This is a genomic window from Pseudoleptotrichia sp. (genome assembly GCF_057270515.1).
Genome location: NZ_DBHIXS010000002.1, coordinates 40,887 through 60,118, shown reverse-complemented (window position 1 = coordinate 60,118; position 19,232 = coordinate 40,887). Strand labels below are relative to the sequence as shown.

General features: G+C 32.3%; 20 protein-coding genes. 1 reads left to right on the top strand and 19 read right to left on the bottom strand.

Features of this window, described 5'->3' with window-relative positions:
- Nucleotides 1–61: 61 nt before the first annotated feature.
- Nucleotides 62–1,264: a M20 metallopeptidase family protein gene (locus ACO5J6_RS02080; RefSeq protein WP_485641738.1), complete on the bottom strand. Its 1,203-nt coding sequence runs from the start codon at nucleotides 1,262–1,264 to the stop codon at nucleotides 62–64.
- 135 nt (nucleotides 1,265–1,399) lie between these two features.
- On the opposite strand from ACO5J6_RS02080, the gene ACO5J6_RS02075 reads away from it, so the two are divergent.
- The gene (locus tag ACO5J6_RS02075; RefSeq protein ID WP_485641737.1) at nucleotides 1,400–1,948 is read left to right on the top strand and encodes a GNAT family N-acetyltransferase; all 549 of its coding nucleotides are present in this window, start codon (nucleotides 1,400–1,402) and stop codon (nucleotides 1,946–1,948) included.
- A 122-nt stretch (nucleotides 1,949–2,070) separates the two neighbouring features.
- Here the strand turns inward: ACO5J6_RS02075 and ACO5J6_RS02070 are convergent, their stop codons facing one another.
- From ACO5J6_RS02070 to ACO5J6_RS01985, 18 genes are all read right to left on the bottom strand, one after another.
- Nucleotides 2,071–2,883, bottom strand: coding sequence for a Cof-type HAD-IIB family hydrolase (locus tag ACO5J6_RS02070; protein WP_485641736.1), 813 nt, complete (start codon nucleotides 2,881–2,883; stop codon nucleotides 2,071–2,073).
- A 25-nt stretch (nucleotides 2,884–2,908) separates the two neighbouring features.
- A complete protein-coding gene (locus ACO5J6_RS02065; RefSeq protein WP_485641734.1) occupies nucleotides 2,909–3,817 on the bottom strand; it encodes a DMT family transporter in 909 nt (302 codons plus the stop codon).
- 231 nt (nucleotides 3,818–4,048) lie between these two features.
- Nucleotides 4,049–4,693 carry a V-type ATP synthase subunit D gene (locus ACO5J6_RS02060; protein WP_485641733.1) on the bottom strand — a complete coding sequence of 215 codons (645 nt, stop codon included), beginning with the start codon at nucleotides 4,691–4,693 and terminating at the stop codon, nucleotides 4,049–4,051.
- Nucleotides 4,694–4,695: 2 nt separating this feature from the next.
- A complete protein-coding gene (locus ACO5J6_RS02055; RefSeq protein ID WP_485641732.1) occupies nucleotides 4,696–6,075 on the bottom strand; it encodes a V-type ATP synthase subunit B in 1,380 nt (459 codons plus the stop codon).
- Nucleotides 6,068–7,840: a V-type ATP synthase subunit A gene (locus ACO5J6_RS02050; protein WP_485641731.1), complete on the bottom strand. Its 1,773-nt coding sequence runs from the start codon at nucleotides 7,838–7,840 to the stop codon at nucleotides 6,068–6,070. Before ACO5J6_RS02050 ends, ACO5J6_RS02055 begins: the two co-directional genes overlap by 8 nt.
- A gap of 48 nt (nucleotides 7,841–7,888) precedes the next feature.
- A complete protein-coding gene (locus tag ACO5J6_RS02045; RefSeq protein WP_485641730.1) occupies nucleotides 7,889–8,197 on the bottom strand; it encodes a V-type ATP synthase subunit F in 309 nt (102 codons plus the stop codon).
- Complete coding sequence (locus ACO5J6_RS02040) at nucleotides 8,190–9,191, bottom strand: V-type ATP synthase subunit C (RefSeq protein ID WP_485641729.1); 1,002 nt, start codon at nucleotides 9,189–9,191, stop codon at nucleotides 8,190–8,192. The genes ACO5J6_RS02045 and ACO5J6_RS02040 overlap by 8 nt, the downstream gene beginning before the upstream one ends.
- 23 nt (nucleotides 9,192–9,214) lie before the next feature.
- Nucleotides 9,215–9,766: a V-type ATP synthase subunit E gene (locus ACO5J6_RS02035; RefSeq protein WP_485641728.1), complete on the bottom strand. Its 552-nt coding sequence runs from the start codon at nucleotides 9,764–9,766 to the stop codon at nucleotides 9,215–9,217.
- 79 nt (nucleotides 9,767–9,845) lie between these two features.
- Complete coding sequence (locus tag ACO5J6_RS02030) at nucleotides 9,846–10,328, bottom strand: V-type ATP synthase subunit K (RefSeq protein WP_485641727.1); 483 nt, start codon at nucleotides 10,326–10,328, stop codon at nucleotides 9,846–9,848.
- 189 nt (nucleotides 10,329–10,517) lie between these two features.
- Nucleotides 10,518–12,485, bottom strand: coding sequence for a V-type ATP synthase subunit I (locus tag ACO5J6_RS02025; RefSeq protein ID WP_485641726.1), 1,968 nt, complete (start codon nucleotides 12,483–12,485; stop codon nucleotides 10,518–10,520).
- Between the two features lie 3 nt (nucleotides 12,486–12,488).
- On the bottom strand, nucleotides 12,489–12,800 hold the full coding sequence (locus ACO5J6_RS02020) for a hypothetical protein (protein ID WP_485641725.1): 312 nt from the start codon (nucleotides 12,798–12,800) through the stop codon (nucleotides 12,489–12,491).
- Between the two features lie 272 nt (nucleotides 12,801–13,072).
- On the bottom strand, nucleotides 13,073–13,480 hold the full coding sequence (locus ACO5J6_RS02015; protein ID WP_485641724.1) for a hypothetical protein: 408 nt from the start codon (nucleotides 13,478–13,480) through the stop codon (nucleotides 13,073–13,075).
- Between the two features lie 6 nt (nucleotides 13,481–13,486).
- Nucleotides 13,487–14,437 carry a 16S rRNA (cytosine(1402)-N(4))-methyltransferase RsmH gene (gene rsmH / locus ACO5J6_RS02010; RefSeq protein ID WP_485641723.1) on the bottom strand — a complete coding sequence of 317 codons (951 nt, stop codon included), beginning with the start codon at nucleotides 14,435–14,437 and terminating at the stop codon, nucleotides 13,487–13,489.
- A 43-nt stretch (nucleotides 14,438–14,480) separates the two neighbouring features.
- Nucleotides 14,481–14,906: a division/cell wall cluster transcriptional repressor MraZ gene (gene mraZ / locus ACO5J6_RS02005; protein ID WP_485641722.1), complete on the bottom strand. Its 426-nt coding sequence runs from the start codon at nucleotides 14,904–14,906 to the stop codon at nucleotides 14,481–14,483.
- 418 nt (nucleotides 14,907–15,324) lie between these two features.
- Nucleotides 15,325–15,888 (bottom strand): DJ-1 family glyoxalase III, encoded by a 564-nt coding sequence (locus ACO5J6_RS02000; RefSeq protein WP_485641721.1) that lies wholly within the window; start codon nucleotides 15,886–15,888, stop codon nucleotides 15,325–15,327.
- Between the two features lie 55 nt (nucleotides 15,889–15,943).
- Nucleotides 15,944–17,650 carry a phosphoenolpyruvate--protein phosphotransferase gene (gene ptsP, locus ACO5J6_RS01995; protein ID WP_485641720.1) on the bottom strand — a complete coding sequence of 569 codons (1,707 nt, stop codon included), beginning with the start codon at nucleotides 17,648–17,650 and terminating at the stop codon, nucleotides 15,944–15,946.
- A gap of 41 nt (nucleotides 17,651–17,691) precedes the next feature.
- Nucleotides 17,692–18,462 carry an ankyrin repeat domain-containing protein gene (locus ACO5J6_RS01990; protein ID WP_485641719.1) on the bottom strand — a complete coding sequence of 257 codons (771 nt, stop codon included), beginning with the start codon at nucleotides 18,460–18,462 and terminating at the stop codon, nucleotides 17,692–17,694.
- A gap of 60 nt (nucleotides 18,463–18,522) precedes the next feature.
- On the bottom strand, nucleotides 18,523–19,227 hold the full coding sequence (locus ACO5J6_RS01985) for a hypothetical protein (protein WP_485641718.1): 705 nt from the start codon (nucleotides 19,225–19,227) through the stop codon (nucleotides 18,523–18,525).
- Nucleotides 19,228–19,232 lie beyond the last annotated feature (5 nt).

The following is a 19,232-nucleotide window of genomic DNA, read 5'->3' as shown; positions in this document are numbered from 1 at the left end:
ATAGCAGATTATAAAAAATAATAAATTTTCTAAATATCCAAACTTATTATTTTTAAATTTATTATTTCAAAAATTCGAGTATATTTTTTAGCTGCAATCCTATCCCGATTTTCAGACTTTCCTCATCGATATTAAATTTCGGATGATGTAAATCATAAATCAGTCCTTTTTCTTCGTTTCTCGTTCCAAGTCTGAAAAAACATCCTTTTATTTCATTCAGAAAATAACTTACATCTTCTACATCCATTCTTGCTTCTTTTATTAATTCCAGACTTTCCTTTCCGTATAAATCAACTATATTTTCTTCAACTTTTTGAGTTATTTCGTCATTATTTATAACAGGAGCATAACCCTCTCTTATATTAATATCGACATTTCCGCCCAAACTTTCCACAAACTTAGGTAAATCCCTTTTTATTGTTTCAATTATAAACGTCCTTGTTTCCTTGGACATTGTTCTTATCGTCCCGAGCATTTCCACTTTATCACAGATTACGTTTTCAGCTTCTCCTCCTTTAAAAGAACCGACTGTAATTACCGCTTCTTCTCTCGGGTCTATTCTTCTGCTTATAATCGACTGAAAAAATTCCATAACTTTGGCTCCTATCAGAATAGCGTCTACCCCTTTATGAGGAAGTGCTGCATGAGCCGACACGCCGTTTATGTTCAATGTAATCATTGCAGAAGTCGCATGGGCTTTACCATATTTTACCCCGATTTTTCCTAATTCAATCTCAGGTGCCATATGTAGTGCGAAAAAAGCGTCTATTTTTTTATTTTTATCATTCTTAAATTTTAATGCTCCCGCTTTTATCATTCTTTCCGCCCCTCCATTTGTTTCTTCTGCGGGCTGAAAGAAAAATCTGACTGTTCCTTTCCATTTGTCTTTATTGTTAGCCAAAATCTTTGCCACTCCCATCTGTATTGTCATATGGGCGTCATGTCCGCAGGCGTGCATTTTACCGTTTATCTTTGATTTATATTCCACTTCATTTTCCTCAAAAATGGGCAATGCGTCTATATCTGCTCTTGTAGCTACAGTTTTTTCCTCTCCGTTATATATTGTCGCCACTATTCCCGTATTTATTATTTCTTCGTATTCTATGCCGTTATTTTTCAGGAATTCTTTTATTGTGGCACTTGTTTCAAATTCTTCGTCCCCAAGTTCAGGGTTCATATGTATTTTTCTTCTTATTTTTACCATTTCATCGTATATCTCTTCAACATTTTTTTTTATAAAACTATTTATTTCATTGAATTTCATCTCTTTCACCTCTTTTTTTGAATTTTTCCGTAACTTCCATATTTGAAATTTGAATTAATTAATTCAAAATGTTATAATTTATTATAAAAAAAATTAGTAAATAAAGCAATAAAAATTATTTTGAAAGGACCATTTATGAAACTGGTTAAAACAAAAAATCCTAAACATCTTCTAAATATATACAGACTGTATTTAAAAGCCTTTCCAAAAAATGAAAGAAAACCTTTTCCATTTATTTTACTGAAACAATGGAGAGGAACAACGGAAGTCCTTTCAATAAAAAACAATAAAGGCGAATTTTTAGGACTGGCAATTACCGCTTTGCACAATGACCTTGTTTTAATAGCATATTTTGCCGTTTCCTACACTCAAAGAGGCGAAGGAATAGGCTCTAAGGCTCTCCAACTTTTAAAAGAACGGTATTCAAATAAAAAAATTTTCCTCGAAATCGAAAATACTGAAATATCCAATGTACCAAATTTGGAAGAAAGAATAAAAAGAAAAAATTTTTATCTAAAAAATGATATGAAAGAAATGCCTTTTATAGTAAGCTTTTTCGGAACTGAAATGGAAGTCCTGACATATAATTTTCCCATTACTTTTGAAGAATATCATTCCGTTTATAAAAAAGAATTTGGAAAAATCATAAGCCGAAGAATCAGATTTATAAGAAATAAATATTAAAAAATAAATATTAGATATAGAATACATCAAAAATTATATTTGTAAATTTTAAGATATAAATTGGAAATTAATTTTAAAAAATTTATCTGCTTAAATTTCAGATAAATTTTTATTTCAACTACTTATTCAAATACATATTTATAAATCGCTTTTGCCACACCGTCGTTTTCATTTGTGTCAGTTATATATTTTGCAGAGTTTTTTGCAGCTTCGGTTCCGTTTGCCATAGCCACGCCAATTCCGGCATACTCAAGCATTTCTACATCATTATTACCATCTCCTATAGCCATAACCTCACTTCTTTCAATACCCAACTGCTCTACAAGAAACTTTAGAGTTTGCCCTTTATCCGCTCCTACAGGCATTGCTTCCAGAATAATCTTCTGACTTCGGCAAACACTATAAAATTTATTTATATCCGCAGGAAGATTTTCCTGAAATTTTGTCAGCTCATCCATATCTCCCACATACATTGCCTTAAACATTCTATATTTACCGCTCATTGCCTCTTCCAATGTTATTTCCGTAATAGGGACATATACCAATTCTCCGTCCCGTATAGTATATTTATTCGGTTTTTTTCCTACACAGAAATAATGTTTATCATCAGACAAAGTAAAATCAATATCATAATCTTTTACAAGACTATGCAGATAAAATATTTCTTTTTCCGTCAATTCAAAAGAACGAACCAAAGCCCAATTTTCCGTTTTTCTTATTTCACAACCGTTATTCAATATGGCATATCCCTCATTACTTGATAAATCCAATTCTTTATAAAGAGGTAAAACTCCGAATAAAGGTCTTCCCGTACATAACACTACTTTTATACCTGCTGAAGCAGCTTTTTTTAATGCCTCTCTCTGTGCTTCGGCAATATGTTTTTCATTATTTAACAAAGTTCCGTCCATATCGACAGCAATTAATTTTATCATTTTTTCACCTCTATTTTTATGATTATTATTCATTTTTCGGTGCAAAACAGTTGACGAATACCACTCCTGCAACTATGGCAACAGCTCCAATCCAGTGCATTAAAGTAAAAGTTTCATTTAATACAAGAATTCCCGCCAGAATGCTTGGCAATGTAGAAAAATTGTTTGCCATACTTACTTTTACTGCTGTAATTTTCGATAAAGCATAGACTGTGAGAAAAGTCGTACCAATGGTTGACAGAACACTTAAATATAGTATCGCTATGAAATAATTCATATTCAAAAGAGGTACGAAAAATTCTTTTAAAGTTCCGTTTCCTATATGTTTTCCTACAGCAAGCAAAGTAAACAATATAAATCCTATAATAACTATTCCCAACGTCATATCAAAAACCGAAAACATATCTTTATACTTTCTTATATATATCTGTTGCATCGTGATTGACAATACGGATAATAAAATCAGTATAACGCCCTTTAATGAGAAACCTCCGCCTACAGTATTATTTATATATTGCAAGTATACTATCCCTGCTACTGAAAGTAATACTCCCAGTATCTGCATTAAACTTGCCTTTTCTTTTAAATAAAATGCCGCTATAACTAAAGTAAATACAGGAATTGTAGCCGTTATTACACCTGCTTGGGACGAGGAAATATAAATTAATCCATATGTCTGAAACAGAAAAAAGAATACAGGATACAAAAGTCCAATCAAAATTAAATATTTAATATTTTCTTTTTTTATTTCACTTTTCTTATTTCCTATCAGTTTTAATATTATCATACTGATAAATGTAAAAATAAATCTGTGTGCCAATAAATCCTCAGGTGAAACATATTCCAATCCTATCTTTGCAAATAAATAGGAAAATCCTATAATAATTGATAATAATAATAACGCCAAATACGGTTTTGTTTCTTCTAAATTCATCTGTTACTGTTTTTCTCCTTTCAATTTTTACATTTTAGTATATCATATCATTCATTATTTTCAAATATATATTGAAATAAAATTGTAGAAAAATATTTAAAACTAAAAAATACATCTATTCATTTAACAAAATTTATTCATAAAAAATATTTTTTGCTATTTTTTTTATATTTTTTATTTTAAATCTTGAAAAATTTCATAAATGTATTTTTTATTTATTTTTTAAATTACTTAAGCTTCTTTTTTAGCCATCATATCTTTGACTTTCATAAGTCTTGTAATACTTCCACGTTCATTTTCATCAAGTTTCATCTGTATAAATCTTATTGTTTCCTGAAGTTGCGGTATTGTCATATACTCCAGAGCATTTACACGCCTTCTTGTTTTTTCGACTTCATCAGCCATAAGCTGACAGGCTTTTTCCACTTCGGCAAGCTCGAGCAAATCATTCATTACTTTATTCAAACCGTCAATGGCATCGTCCAAATCCGCCGATGTCTGGGCATATCCATAAGGATAAATGGAAGTTTCTTTTCCCTCATTATTTCTTATAAAATTCATTTCAGGCACGTGAACACTCATAATATTTTTTCTTTTAATTTCCACACCTATTTCCTCATTGGAGTATATAATTGCATTTTCAAGCATTTCATCAGACATAACTCCCCTTGCCAGCAAGAAATCTTTAAACGAATTCTGCAATTTTCCTTCAACCTTTTCACGCAGCTTTTTATTCATCTTTACCATTTCTATGAACTGTCTCATTAATTCGTCCTGTTTATCCTTGAGCAATTTATGACCTCTTACCGCTGTTTTCAGACGTATTTTCAGTCTTGTCAGTTCCATACGGGTAGGATTTACATTTAACTTTGCCATAACTATTCATCTCCTGTAGACAAATATTTTTCCAAATATTCATCTCTAATTCTTTTCAACTCTGTTCTTGGCAATATTTTTAACAATTCCCACCCTAAACTTAATGTTTCTTCTATAGTTCTGTTTTTTTCAAAGCCTTGAGCTACGTACTGTTCTTCAAAAGCCGTAGTAAACTTCACAAAAGCCTTGTCCGTATCGGATAATGCAGATTCTCCCAATATTACTGCCAGCTCTTTAGCTTCTTTTCCCGTAGCGTAGGCGGCAAATAACTGGTTCATAGTATCCGCATGGTCTTCTCTTGTTTTATTTTTACCTATACCTTTATCTTTCAATCTCGAAAGAGACGGCAAAACATCTATAGGCGGCATAAGATTTTGTTTATATAAATCCCTTGATAATATTATCTGCCCTTCTGTTATATATCCTGTCAAATCAGGAATCGGATGAGTTTTATCATCTTCAGGCATTGTAAGTATAGGTATCTGAGTTATCGACCCTTCTTTACCTTTTATTCTTCCTGCTCTTTCATAAATTGTAGACAAATCCGTATACAGATAACCCGGATATCCACGTCTTCCCGGCACTTCTTTTCTCGCTGCCGACACTTCACGGAGAGCCTCACAATAGTTAGTCAGATCAGTAAGAATTACAAGAACGTGCATTCCTTTTTCAAAGGCAAGGTATTCAGCACATGTAAGTGCCATTCTCGGAGTTGCTATCCTTTCGATAGCAGGGTCATCGGCAAGGTTCATAAATAATACTGCCCTGTCTATAGCACCTGTTTTTGTAAAATCATCAATGAAAAATTGTGCTTCTTCAAAAGTAATTCCTATCGCACCGAATACAACTGCAAATTTTGACCCTGAACCTAAAACTTTTGCCTGTCTTGCTATCTGTGCGGCAAGTTCCGCATGAGGCAATCCTGACCCTGAAAATATGGGTAATTTCTGCCCCCTTACTAATGTATTCAGTCCGTCAATGGAAGAAACCCCCGTTTGAATAAATTCTGACGGATAATCTCTAGCAACGGGATTTATCGCTACTCCATTTATATCCAAACTCTTTTCAGGTATGATTTTCGGTCCGTTATCTTTCGGTCTTCCTAATCCGTCAAATATTCTTCCTATCATATCTTCGGAAACCCCTAATGATAAAGGCTTTCCTAAAAATCTAACTTTTGAATCTTTTAAATTTATTCCTGAAGAGCTTTCAAACAGCTGCACCATAGCTTTATCTCCATTTACTTCCAGTACTCTTCCACGTCTAAGCTCTCCCGTTTGAGTTTCTATTTCCACGAGTTCTTCGTATTTTACGCCTTCAACTCCTTCAACTATCATCAAAGGACCCACTATTTCAGTAATAGTTTTATATTCTTTAAGCATTAGATATACCTCCCTCACTTATAAGGTTGTCGATTTCTTTTGTTATCTCTTCAGAAATATTGTCTATTTTATCCAATTCTTCCTCAGGGAGATATTTTGCTCTGGCTATTTTTTCTCTGACAGGCATTTCCGAAATTTCTTTTAAATAAGCTCCCGAATCGAGTCCTCTCAATCCTTCATCGTAAAATTTCAGTACTAAATCCAACATCTTATCCTGTTTGGACAGCGAAGTATAAGTATCTGATTCCATAAAAGCGTTCTGTTGCAAATAATCCTCTCTTATGGATTTAGCTACTTCCAGTTTCAGCTGGTCTTTTTCAGATAAAGTATCCCTACCTACCAGTCTTACTATTTCCTGTAAGCTTGACTCTTCCTGTAACAGTGTCATCGCTCTCTGTCTGTTTCGGGAAAATTTAGGGCCTATATTTTTATCCATCCACCCGTCTACTTTCGTTTGATACAGTGAGTAGGAATTCAGCCAGTTTATAGCCGGAAAGTGTCTTCTGTAAGCAAGATTTGCATCAAGTCCCCAGAAAACTTTAACTATTCTAAGAGTAGCCTGCGATACGGGTTCAGAAATATCCCCACCCGGAGGCGAAACTGCTCCTATAACTGTCAATGCTCCTTCTCTGCTGTCAGAACCGAGGCATATTACTTTTCCCGATCTTTCATAAAAATCAGCAGCTCTTGAACCTAAATAAGCTGGATATCCCTCATCACCGGGCATTTCCTCAAGACGTCCCGACATCTCACGGAGTGCTTCCGCCCATCTCGATGTGGAATCTGCCATTATCGCTACTGAATAGCCCATATCTCTGAAATATTCGGCAATAGTTATTCCTGTATATATACTTGCTTCCCTTGCAGCAACAGGCATATTTGAAGTATTTGCTATAAGCACTGTCCTCTTCATCAATGATTGTCCTGTATTAGGGTCTATTATTTCAGGAAACTCCATAAGAACGTCCGTCATTTCATTTCCCCGTTCTCCGCAACCTACATATACTATGATTTGAGCATCAGCCCATTTTGCAAGCTGATGTTGTACTACCGTTTTTCCTGAACCGAAAGGACCGGGAACGCAAGCTGTCCCTCCTTTAGTTACAGGAAAAAACGTATCTATTACTCTCTGTCCTGTAATCAGAGGAGCTTCAGGGTTTAATTTCTGTTTGTATTTTCTTCCACGACGTACAGGCCATTTTTGCATCATCTGTACATTTACATCGCCTTTATCTGTTTCAACAACTGCCACAGTATCAGTAACTGTAAAATTTCCTTTTTGGATAGACTTTATTTTCCCGTTTATTCCGAGAGGTATCATTATTTTATGACTTATAACCGAAGTTTCTTGAACTGTACCTATTATATCTCCGGCTTCAACTTTATCTCCGACTTTCATAACAGGTTCAAAATCCCATTTCTTTTCCCTGTTTAATGACGGAACTTCTACCCCTTTATTCAAATAATCTCCTGCAACTTCCTGAAATTCTTTCAAAGGTCTTTGTATACCGTCAAACATTGCTTCCAAAAGCCCCGGACCTAATTCTACGCTCAAAGGCTCTCCAGTGGAATATACAGGCTCTCCGGGACCTATTCCTACAGTCTCCTCGTATACCTGTATCGAAGCTTTATCGCCTCTCATTTCGATTATTTCTCCTATCAGTTTATTATCAGAAACCCTCACGACATCATAAACATTTGCTTCGTCCATTCCTTCTGCAACTACGAGAGGACCTGATACTTTTATAATTTTTCCTACTTTCAATGAACATCTCCTTCTTTCTCCAAGTATTTGAAGTCTTGATTTCAAGTTTTAAAATATATTTGAACCTATCGCTTTTTCTACATAATCATTAATTTTCTTCATTCCTGTTCCTAAACTTCCCTGATTATTAGGTATAAGTATTATCGCAGGAAGTAGCTCTTTGTTATATCTTTCGACAGTTTCCTCAACCAGTTCGGCAATCTGTTCCGTTACAAATATAATGCCGTATTTATCGCTTGCCATTCTGTCTATAGTTCTTCTTGCTTCCTCTTTTTCAGCTACAGGATACACGTCCACACCTAATGCTCTGAATGCCAGTATCGAATCTTTGTCGCCTACAACACCGATTTTATGCATATGTATCACGCAACCTTTCTTTTACTTTCTCCGAATTTATATTATTAATCTTACTTACCATTATCATTCTTATGGCATTTATTTCCCTTTCCTTTGCTACTAAATAGGCAAATAGAGGTTCAGGACCGAATACAGTATATTTCGACTCCTTATTCAACGCCAACAGATAATTATCGGATATTTTCTCAAGCTCGGACAGTCTCCCGCTTTCACTGAAAGCTTCCATTCCTTTCATCAGATAAGTTCCTATTTTTTCTCTTCTGAAATTATTGGCTATAGTTTCAGGACTGTCATTCAAAGAAGAAATTACTTTCCCTTTCGAAATTTGTCCACCTTCATGGATTACATTTTCCAAAAATTTAAAATCTTTATTTTGTTTTTTTGCTCTTAATAAAGTTATTATATTCTGAAAATCAATAAGACCCTGAACATAATCTTTCAATATTTCAGCATCTATATTACCCGCTATTCTCAATAAATGGGAATAATAATATTTATCAGCTATCAAATCTATCCTTTGAGGGTCTTTATTTTCGGCAAAATCATTTTCAGCTTCATTGATTACTTTTACAAATTCTTCAGGCAAATCATTATAAATTTTTGTATCAAAATCAGATTTTAATCTGCTTATTTTTACAGTCCCTGCATCCATAAGCAAATTTGAAAAATCTTTTTCCGCCAGTTTTCCTCTAAGTAAAACTTTTAAATTATGATAATCATATTTTAGAGAAAGAATATCGACTATTTCACTATCTTTGGACATTTCCCTTATCAGTGAAAATACTCTTTCAGTTTCTCTTTTCAATATTTTCTCATAATTTCTGCTCTCTGTAATATCTGTCATATTTTGGGAATATTCTGTCTCTCCCAATAATTTGAATACTTCATCGGGAGTTTCAGCTTCTATCATTCTTTCCAGTTTATTTTTAGTTAAAAGTTTTTTTTCCAAGACTCTTACAGTTACGACACTATGTCCGTAATCCATTCTATTCATGCACTTTCTCCCTTATTTTGTTATTAAAAGAGAAGTTTTGAAATTTCAACTTCCAATTCATCTCTCATAAAATCCAGTTTAACCTCAAAAGTATAGTTTTCCTGAATTCCATTTTCTTCAATTACAAATCCCGAATTTACAAATTCATTTTCCTCTACTTTTATGTTTGGAAATTTTTCTTTTACTTTATTTAGATATTCTTTTTTGACTATCAGTTTTTTATTTCCGTTAAATGAAGAAACATCTATATTTTTGGAAATATAATCAAGATAATCATTTTCATTCATATTTACGAGTTTTTCTTTCAGTTTGAATATTACTTTATCTATAGCGGTTTGCTTTGCTTTGAGTTTATCATCTCTTGCTTTCAGATTAGCTCCCGATTTTATTCTTTCCGAAAGAAGTTCTCTTTCTCTTTTTCCTGTTTCGAGTATATTATCTTTTTTAGTATATGCTTTCTTCATACCCGATTTATATTTTTCGTCAGCCGTTTCTTTTGCTTTTCGTTCTATTTCAGCTGCCTTTTCTTTAGCATCATTTATAATCTTTGATGTTAAATTATCCAAATTAGACATTTTTTCACATCCTTAATTTTATATTTTATTGCTTTTATACCGTATTTCACATCATCTTCAGATAATTAATGAATATCTTTTAACTAAATGATACTGCCGATAAAAGCATAATTGATACGACGAATGCTAATAATGCATAAGTTTCAACCATTACGGCATAAACTATACCTTTTGTTGACTGCTCTTCATTTTTAGCCAATAAACTTATCCCTGAAGCCGCAACTCTTCCTTGTGCTATTGCTGAACCGTATCCTGCTAATGCCACAGGCAGACAAGCCATTAATATATACACACCTTCAGCTATACTCATTCCGGGTTTCAGTTTAGTCAGTACCATAAGTCCGATAACAAATCCGTATAATCCCTGTGTTCCCGGCAATAACTGTAATACTAATGATTTACCAAATTTTTCAGGCTCTTCAACCATAAGTCCTGCTGCCACTTCTCCAACTATTCCGACTCCTTTTGCTGACCCTATACCGGATAAAAATACTGCTGTTGCTGCTCCTAAAGAAGCAAAAATAACTCCACCATATTGTCCAAATAATGTTGATAAATTCATTTTTTTCCTCCTAAAATTTTTATTTTATTTTTAAATTTTATAATATCTCAATAATTTTAAAATAATTACAAACTAAGTAATTATGAAATTTCTAATTGATGTTATTTTATAGATCATTTCAAAAGTATTCTTTATATTTTTTCAGTTTTTATCTTTAAAGAACAGAAAAATAAAAACTGAAATTTAATTTTAATCTTCCAAATTTATATACTTGCTTTCTGTTCTGAAATTTTTAAACGGTTTTCCTCCACCTTCATAAAATTTCCCAAAAAATTCAACATATATAAGTCTTGAAGTATGAACATAAGCTCCAAGGAATGAAAGAAACAGATTAAACAAATGTCCTCCTATGAGTATCACAGGTACAAGCAATAAACCGAACCAGTTTCCTCCGAGCATCGCAGCCATCATATTCATCGCCTGTGCAATAAATCCGCCTGATAGCCCTAATGCCATAAGTCTAGAATAAGAAACCAGATCTCCTACATATCCCGATATTCCATATAGACTGTACAATCCTCCGCCAAGCTTTGCTCCAATACCTTTAGCATCTCTCCCTCCCGTAAAGATAATTCCGACCATTCCTATAATCATTATCCACATTGCCACATTTGTAACAACAGGAGAAAGTTTCATCATTGAAAAAATCAGATAAACTATGCCTCCACTGAGTGCCATATACCAGAAACCAACATCATATAAAGCGTCCAAAGGTTTCCCGTCTTTAAATAGGAGATACGCTTTGAGTGCCATTCCGAAAAATAGATGTATTAGCCCAAAAGCCATAGAGCCTACTAACAGTTTCTGAAATTCCGTTGCAGGATTTATCAGTCTCCATAGTCCCGGTATCTCATATCCGAAATACGAACCGTAAAGAACTCCCCATATTATCACTGAAAAACTTAAATAAAAGAAAAATTGCACAAACAGTCTTGTCTTTTTATTTAAATTTACAAATTTCAGTACAAATATCGTTCCCAGTAATAAGACTAATCCATACCCCGCGTCAGCTCCCATCATTCCGAAAAATACTATATAAAAAGGAGTTAAAAATGGAGTAGGATCGATTTCATTATATCTCGGACAGGCATACATTTCTGTCAGACTTTCAAATGCACTGACAACTTTACTATTTTTCAATTTTACAGGTACACTTTCATCATTTCTGTCAGCTTCTTCAAAATTGATATAATAATTTTCATGTGTTATATCTTTTATAATTTTTTCAAATTCATTTTTTTTAGCCGTAGGTATCCAACCACTTATGACACATGTATTTTGAGTCTTGGCCATTTTTTCAGTTTCCGTAATTCTGAGTTTTTTATTTCTCAGATACTCATAAACTGCTTCTAAATTGCTCAATTCTCCGTCATAACTTTTTATTTTATCTTTTATCCCATGTTTCTCATCTTTTAACTGCTGAATTTCCGTTTTTAGTATTGAAATATAATTTTCAGGTACTATATTCAGATTGAGTTCTGCTACGTTGAAACTCGTTTCCTTGAATACTTCTGAAAGTTTTTCTTTTTCATCGTTATTTTTATCGGAAATAACTAAATAATATACATCGTCTTTAGTAACTTTCAATTCTTCATAATAGGTTCTCTCAAGCTCTGATATTTTAGAGATAAAAGTTCCTTTCAGTTTATTGGGAACTGTCCCAAGATAAGTGTCGACCGTTTTCAAGCTCTTCAATTCTTCAGGATTTATATCCAAATTCTCCCATAAAGATATATTATCAAGCTCATTGTATTTTTTTGATATTTTTGAATGCACATCTTCCAAACTTGAACCCAATTCTTTCAGCTTTTGACAAATTTCCTTCCAATCATATGCAGCTACTTTTTTTGTCAGTTCCTCAAAAGTATAGTTATCATTTCCTTTCATTACCGATTTTATATTTTTTTTAATTACTCGGTATCTTTTGAGCAATTTTATTGAATAATCAACTGAATAAAGTCTTTCTTCTATTCTTGTCAATTCTTCGTTATTAATAATCCTGCTCAAAGATTTTTCCTCATTTTGATTTTCAATTTCATCTTCGGCATTAATATCAATGAAACTTACCTCGTTAAATTTTTGAAGACCTTTAAGAATTTTAGCTCTCTGTAAGTCAAAAGCAATCAAATTAAACTTACTCATTTTAACTATTGCCATTACTTATTTCACAATCCTCTCTGCTAATAAATTCACTATTTCATTCATCTTACCGTCATCAATATTCAAAATATCTTTCAGTTTTTCCTGTTCCTTGTTTAGAAGAAATTCGACATCTTTATTAATTTCTTCCACTGTCTTTTCTTCCATTGCTTTTACTTCCTGCTGAGCTTCGGAAATTATTTTTTCACTGTCTTCTTTTATTTTTCTGTCCACATCTTTTAAAATACTTTTAGCATTTTCATTAGCTTTCAGAATAATTTCATCAGCTTCTTTTTCAGTATCTTTTATTTTATCCAGTATTTCTTTTGCCAAATTTTTCTCCTCCTTTTCAGAATTATTTTATAATGAATTATCCAATACAATATAATTATACCACATTTTTAGGCTTTTTATTTCGTATTTTTTCATTTTTCGTAATGACCCGTTAGTCATTTTTATATGTTATCATTTTTATTTTACTCTGTCAACTGCTTTTTCCTTAATTTATTATATTTTTTATAAAAAAATTCAACAAAATTGGATATAAAAAAATCGTATGACAAAGTCAACACGATTTTTTTTAGGATAAAATATCATTAAGAATTTTAATTGCTTATTTTTACATACTTTATATCGTCATTAGGAACAAAACCTAAGTTTTTAGATTTTTCTTCCACCTGTTTCAGATCAAAATTTGATATATAAGTATTTTCAAGGGTATCTACTTCTTTTTTCAATTCATTCAATCTATTTTCGATATTTGTTTTTTCAATACCTAAATTTGATACATTATAAGTCATCCACATTTTCATCATCATTACTGACACAAGTAGCACAATATAAAATATTGCCATAGCTACTACACTTTTATTAAACCCTTTTACTTTATATATTCTTCTTACTTGAATTTTTTTGGGAGCCGGTATTATTATTTCGTTTTGAAAATTATCGTATTTTTTTATTGTATTCGAAATACTTGGAAATTCTATCATCTGTAATTTTTTCTTATTCATCAATTATCAGCTCCTTTCAAATATTCTAAGTTTTGCCGAATGAGCTCTGTTATTTGTTTCCAATTCTTCATCTTTTGCTACAATAGGCTTTTTCGTAATAACCTTTCCTAAACTTTTTTTATTACATACACATACAGGTATTTCAGGCGGACATACGCAAGGATTTTCATATTTTCTAAATTTCTCTTTTACCATTCTGTCCTCCAGAGAGTGAAAAGTAATGACAAGTAACTTTCCTCCTTTATTAAGGAGATTTACAGCTTTATCAAGAGCCTCTTCCAATACTTCAAGTTCCTTATTTACAAATATTCTTATTGCCTGAAATGTCCTTTTTGACGGATGTTTCTTCATACTTTTTCCGATAGATTTTATTATAATATCCGATAATTCTACAGTTGTCTCAATTTTCTTATTTTTTCTGTATTCTACAATATTTTTAGCTATTTTTCTTGATTTGGGTTCTTCCCCATATTTATATATAATGTCAGCTATTTCTTTTTCAGAAAATTTATTTACTACATCATAGGCACTTACGGATAAGTCTTTGTTCATTCTCATATCCAATTTTGCCTCATATCTGTAAGAAAATCCTCTTTCAATATTATCCAGCTGATTTGAAGAAACTCCAATATCCATAAGTATTCTGTCAACTTTATCATAACCTGCAAAATAGACAATAGTATCAATGTTTCTAAAATTATCCTGAAAAACTTGCAGTTTATCTCCATATTTTTCAAGTCTTTTTTTTACATAGCCGATTGCTTCCATATCTTGGTCTATCCCGATTACTACAGAATTATCGGAAGATTTTTCCAAAATTCCTTCGGTATGACCTCCGCCGCCTAAAGTGCAGTCTACATAAACAGCTTTTTTCTCTGTTATTATATTGTCAATGACTTCATCAAACAGTACAGGTTTATGATATTCCACTTTTAGACTCCTCTCATAATTATACATATGACTTGATATTATTCAGAAACAGTTTTCTATCTATTTCATTCTAAAAATCAATTTCATCAACTATATCTTCTATAATTCCGCTTTTTTCATTTATATAGTCATTCCAACTTTCTTCCGACCATATTTCTATGTGGTTATCGCTTCCCATTACAGCGGCATTTTTAGTTATCTTTGCGTGTTCCAGCAGGTGAGACGGCAAATTTAGCCGTCCCTGACTGTCTAAAGTTAAATTTGTGGCTCCTGAAAGTATAAAACGCTTGTAGGCTCTATGGCTACTTTTGGTAGTTTTCAACTCTTCCAATTTTCGGGATATTTTATCCCATTCCTCTATGGGAAACAAATCTATACAGTTGTCCAATCCTCTAGTAATAACAAACTCGGCTTCTCCCAACTGCTCCCTAAATTTTACAGGTAACATAAGCCTACCTTTGTTATCCACCTTACAGGAAAATTCTCCCATAAACATAGTAGCCACCTTTTCCTTAATAACTTTTCTTCTAATATTTTTTTCCTAATAACTTCCTTAATCCTGCTTTACCTAATTTTCAAATTAACTTCTTCCTAACCTTCTAATTTCATAACCTTTTCCTAATTAACTTCATATTTTCCTGTTAATTTATACCTCAGTATTCAATTTTGTATTGATTTTAAGCTCTTTGAATTCAAAACCACTTTTTACCACTTTTCTCCACTTTTTACCACATACATAATATACCCTTATTTTTAAAAATTTTCAATTATTTTTTTCTTTGATAACTCTTTCTAACATCTGTTATTTATTTTTTCGTATTATATGGTGCTGAAATAAAAAAAAAGCACAACATATTGTGCTTTTTCTATCATATAAAATATTTATACTTGTTATATGTTCAGATTATGTATAATTATATTCTATATATAATCTGTTTTGCAATTTTTTCGGATTTATCTTCTCCTGCTAATTCACTTATTATTTCAAGGGCAAAATCTATAGATGTGCCTGCTCCCTTACTTGTTATTATATTACCGTCTTTTACTACATTCCCTTCTCCCGGGACAGCACCGTCTTTTACTATAACATTTTCAAGGGAAGGAAAACATACAGCTTTCTTTCCTCTCAATATTCCCAGTGCTGATAATATTGTTGGAGCGGCACAGATTGCAGCCACTTTCTTATTAACAGCAAATTCTTTTAATTTTTCCATTAATTTTGGAGATTTTTTATAATTATCAGTTCCCGGTCCTCCCGGTAATACTATCATCCCATATTCGGAAAAATCTATTTCATCTATCGTTTTATCAGCTAAAATTGTTACTCCTCTTGAGCTTGTAATATTTTTGTTCCCATTTATCGAAACCGTATCCACATATATTTCTGCCCTTCTCAATAAATCTATCGGCGTCATAGCTTCAATTTCTTCAAATCCGTCAACTAAAAATATTAATACTTTTTCATTTATCTTTCTCATAAGTTCCCTACCTTTCCTAATAATTCAGATAAAGAATTATCTTCAGATTCAACTGTTATGGTAATAAATGTTCCAGAACTTCTTCAGGAGTATTTTGTTTTAAAACTAAATCCCTATATTTCTGTGCATCTGCATAGCTGCTGCTTCTTATAATTTTTTTAACCTGAAGTCCTGATGAAGCACTCATACTGAACGAATCAAGACCCATTCCCAGTAATAATTTTGTCGCTTTCTTATCTCCTGCAAATTCTCCGCACATACTTACATTTATATTTGCATCATGAGCAGCGTCAATTACTTTCTGGATAGCTTCCAGTACCGCAGGATTAAATGAATTGTAAAGCGTGGACACCATTTCGTTTCCTCTGTCTACAGCCAAGAAATACTGTGTCAAATCATTAGTTCCTATGGAAAAGAAATCCACTTCTTTTGCAAACTTATAAGCGATTATAGCCGTTGAAGGAGTTTCTACCATTATTCCGACTTTGATATTTCTGTCGTATACTTTTCCTATCTCATCCAACTCTTTTTTACATTCTTCTAAAATAGCATTGGCTTTTCTTATTTCATTAATGGAGCTTATCATCGGATACATTATTTTTATCTGTCCGTACTGGGAAGCTCTTAAAATTGCCCTTAGCTGAGTCTTAAACATATCCTTATTTTCCAATGAAATTCTTATTGCTCTGTATCCAAGAAAAGGATTCATTTCCTTAGGTAAATCAAGATATGGCAACTCCTTGTCCCCTCCTATATCCATTGTTCTTATAGTTACAGGTTTTCCTTTCATTTTTTCTGCGACTACCCTGTATGCACGATACTGCTCTTCTTCTGTAGGAAAATGGTCAGAATTCATAAACAGAAATTCCGTTCTATATAATCCTATTCCTGTAGCACCTGATTCTATAACAGCATCAACATCATTAGGACTTCCAATATTTCCCCATATATCGACTTTTCTTCCGTCAGGTGTTATTGCTTCTTCATTTATTAATTTTTTCAGCTCTTCTTTTTCTTTTCTTATTTTCTCTCTTTTTTCCTGATATTCAGTGATTATTTCAGCAGGCGGATTTAAAAACAGTTCTCCCGCTTCTCCGTCCATTATTACAGTTTCGTCGTCTTTAGCTTCTCCGAGAATTCCTTTTACTCCTACTACTGCCGGTAATTCAAGAGACCTTGCCATTATTGCCGAATGGGCAGTTTTTCCTCCAACTTCAGTTATAAATCCTACACAATGCTCCAAATCAAGCTGTGCAGTATCCGACGGTGTCAAATCATAAGTAACTACAATAGTATCAGGTTCAAGAGTACTTAAATCATGAATTTTTATTCCCAACAGATTTTTTAGCCATCTTTTCCCTATATCTCTCAAATCTGCTGCTCTTTCTCTTAAATACGGGTCATCCAACTGAGAAATCATTTCACAATATTCTTCTATTCCTTCATGCAATGCCTTTGCAGCAGGCATTCCTTCGCTTTTTATTTTTGTCTGAACTTCCATAATCAAGTCTTCATCTTCAAGAAGCATTATGTGTCCATCAAAAATTGAAGCTTTATCTTCCCCCATTTTTTCTTTTACTCTCTCCCTGATTGCAATCAACTGTGTTTTGGACTTTTTAAGCCCCTCATCCAATTTTGTCAGCTCAGATTCTATAGTAGAATCTGTAGTTTCCTGCGGTATAACAAGCTCCTCTTCGATAAATAGCAATACTTTCCCTACAGAAACTCCTTCAGAAGCCCCTATTCCTGTCAATCTTTTCATATTGTTCTCCTTATATATTTATTTTTTTATTACTAACAATATTAATAGTTCTCTTTTCTTATTTCCTTTATTTTATCTCTCAAAAGTTTTACTATTTCTCCCTTTCCAAATTCTGTAGCCATATCCATAGCTGTTCCTCCGTTGTTGTCTTTTATAAGAGGATTGGCACCATAAGACAGAAGCAATTTTATAATTTTTGTATTTGATTTTAAAGTGGCGTCTTCGAGAGGCGTCCAGCCGTCCGTCCCGCTCTTGACATTTACTAAGCTTGGATCAGCTTTCAACAATATTTCTACAGCTTCCTCATTCTGATAATAACATGCCGTATGTAATGTCAGTTTTCCAAACACGGGATGTTCGGTTTTCAAGTCGGCACCATTTTCTATCAACAGCTTCAATATTTCGTTATTTCCGGCTTCTATCGCTACTATTATGGGAGTGTATCCATATCTGTCCCTTGTATTTACATCTATCAGTACACTTAGATTATCTTCATAAGCAACTATCCCAAGCTCTAAATCCGCTCCATACACTTTCTTGCTATTTTTTTCTCTTATTAATTCAAGCTCTCTATTTTTCATGCTATCACGGTTTTCTTTAGTATTCAGCAGCATTTTTACATATTTATTATTATGATTTCTTATAGCTGCAAAAAAGAAGTTCAATTTTTCGTCTATCATCTCTTCCAATCTATATTTCTCTATGAAGTCAATAGTTTTTCCATTTTTCAAATTTAACTGTTCGGAAAACACATTTGCCGTCATAAATATAAATATTAAAAAAATGCTATAAACAGGTATATTTTTTTTCATATTACACTCCTTAGTCTATAGCATTATTATATCATAACATTTTAAAACTGTAAACAATGACTATGATATAAAACATTTTGTTTTATCTTCTGTATCATCTTTTTTCATTTCATCTTCTTTTATTTTATAAAAATCGACATTTTGAAAACGTTCTTCAGTAAACCAGTCCAGTCTGTCAAAATTCTTATTTAGCGAAAATTTATTCATAAGAGTAATCATAAATGTTTTTAATCTCTTTTCTGTTTCATCCTTATAATTTCTTTCTTTTGCATTTTCCATATTTAGCATATATTTACAGAATTCAACATATTTATTATAAGAATTTTCATCAAAAAGCAACAAATCGATAGAAAATTTGTCTGTTTGATTTATCAGATCTTTAAGACTATCTATCATTCTTTCTAACAATTCTCCTGCATCTTCTTCAGGAGTGCGGGAACTTTTTTCAACATATTGATTATATTTATCCATATTTGAAACTACATCATAAAACGCTATCATAATATCATCAATAGTATTTACCTTTTTAAAAATGTCAGGTAATAAATACATAAGATTATAATATCCGTCAATAATATTCCCATTCATATAGGAATAGTCGCTTGTATAAGAATTATCACTACTTTCTTCTTTATCAAAATCGTCTTTATCATTATTTTTATCAGATTTTTTTTCCATAAACAAATTTATTAATTTTATACCGATTACTACAAATATACTTGTAAATAAAGAAATAATAAAACTGCTTTTAAATAACTCTAACATTTATG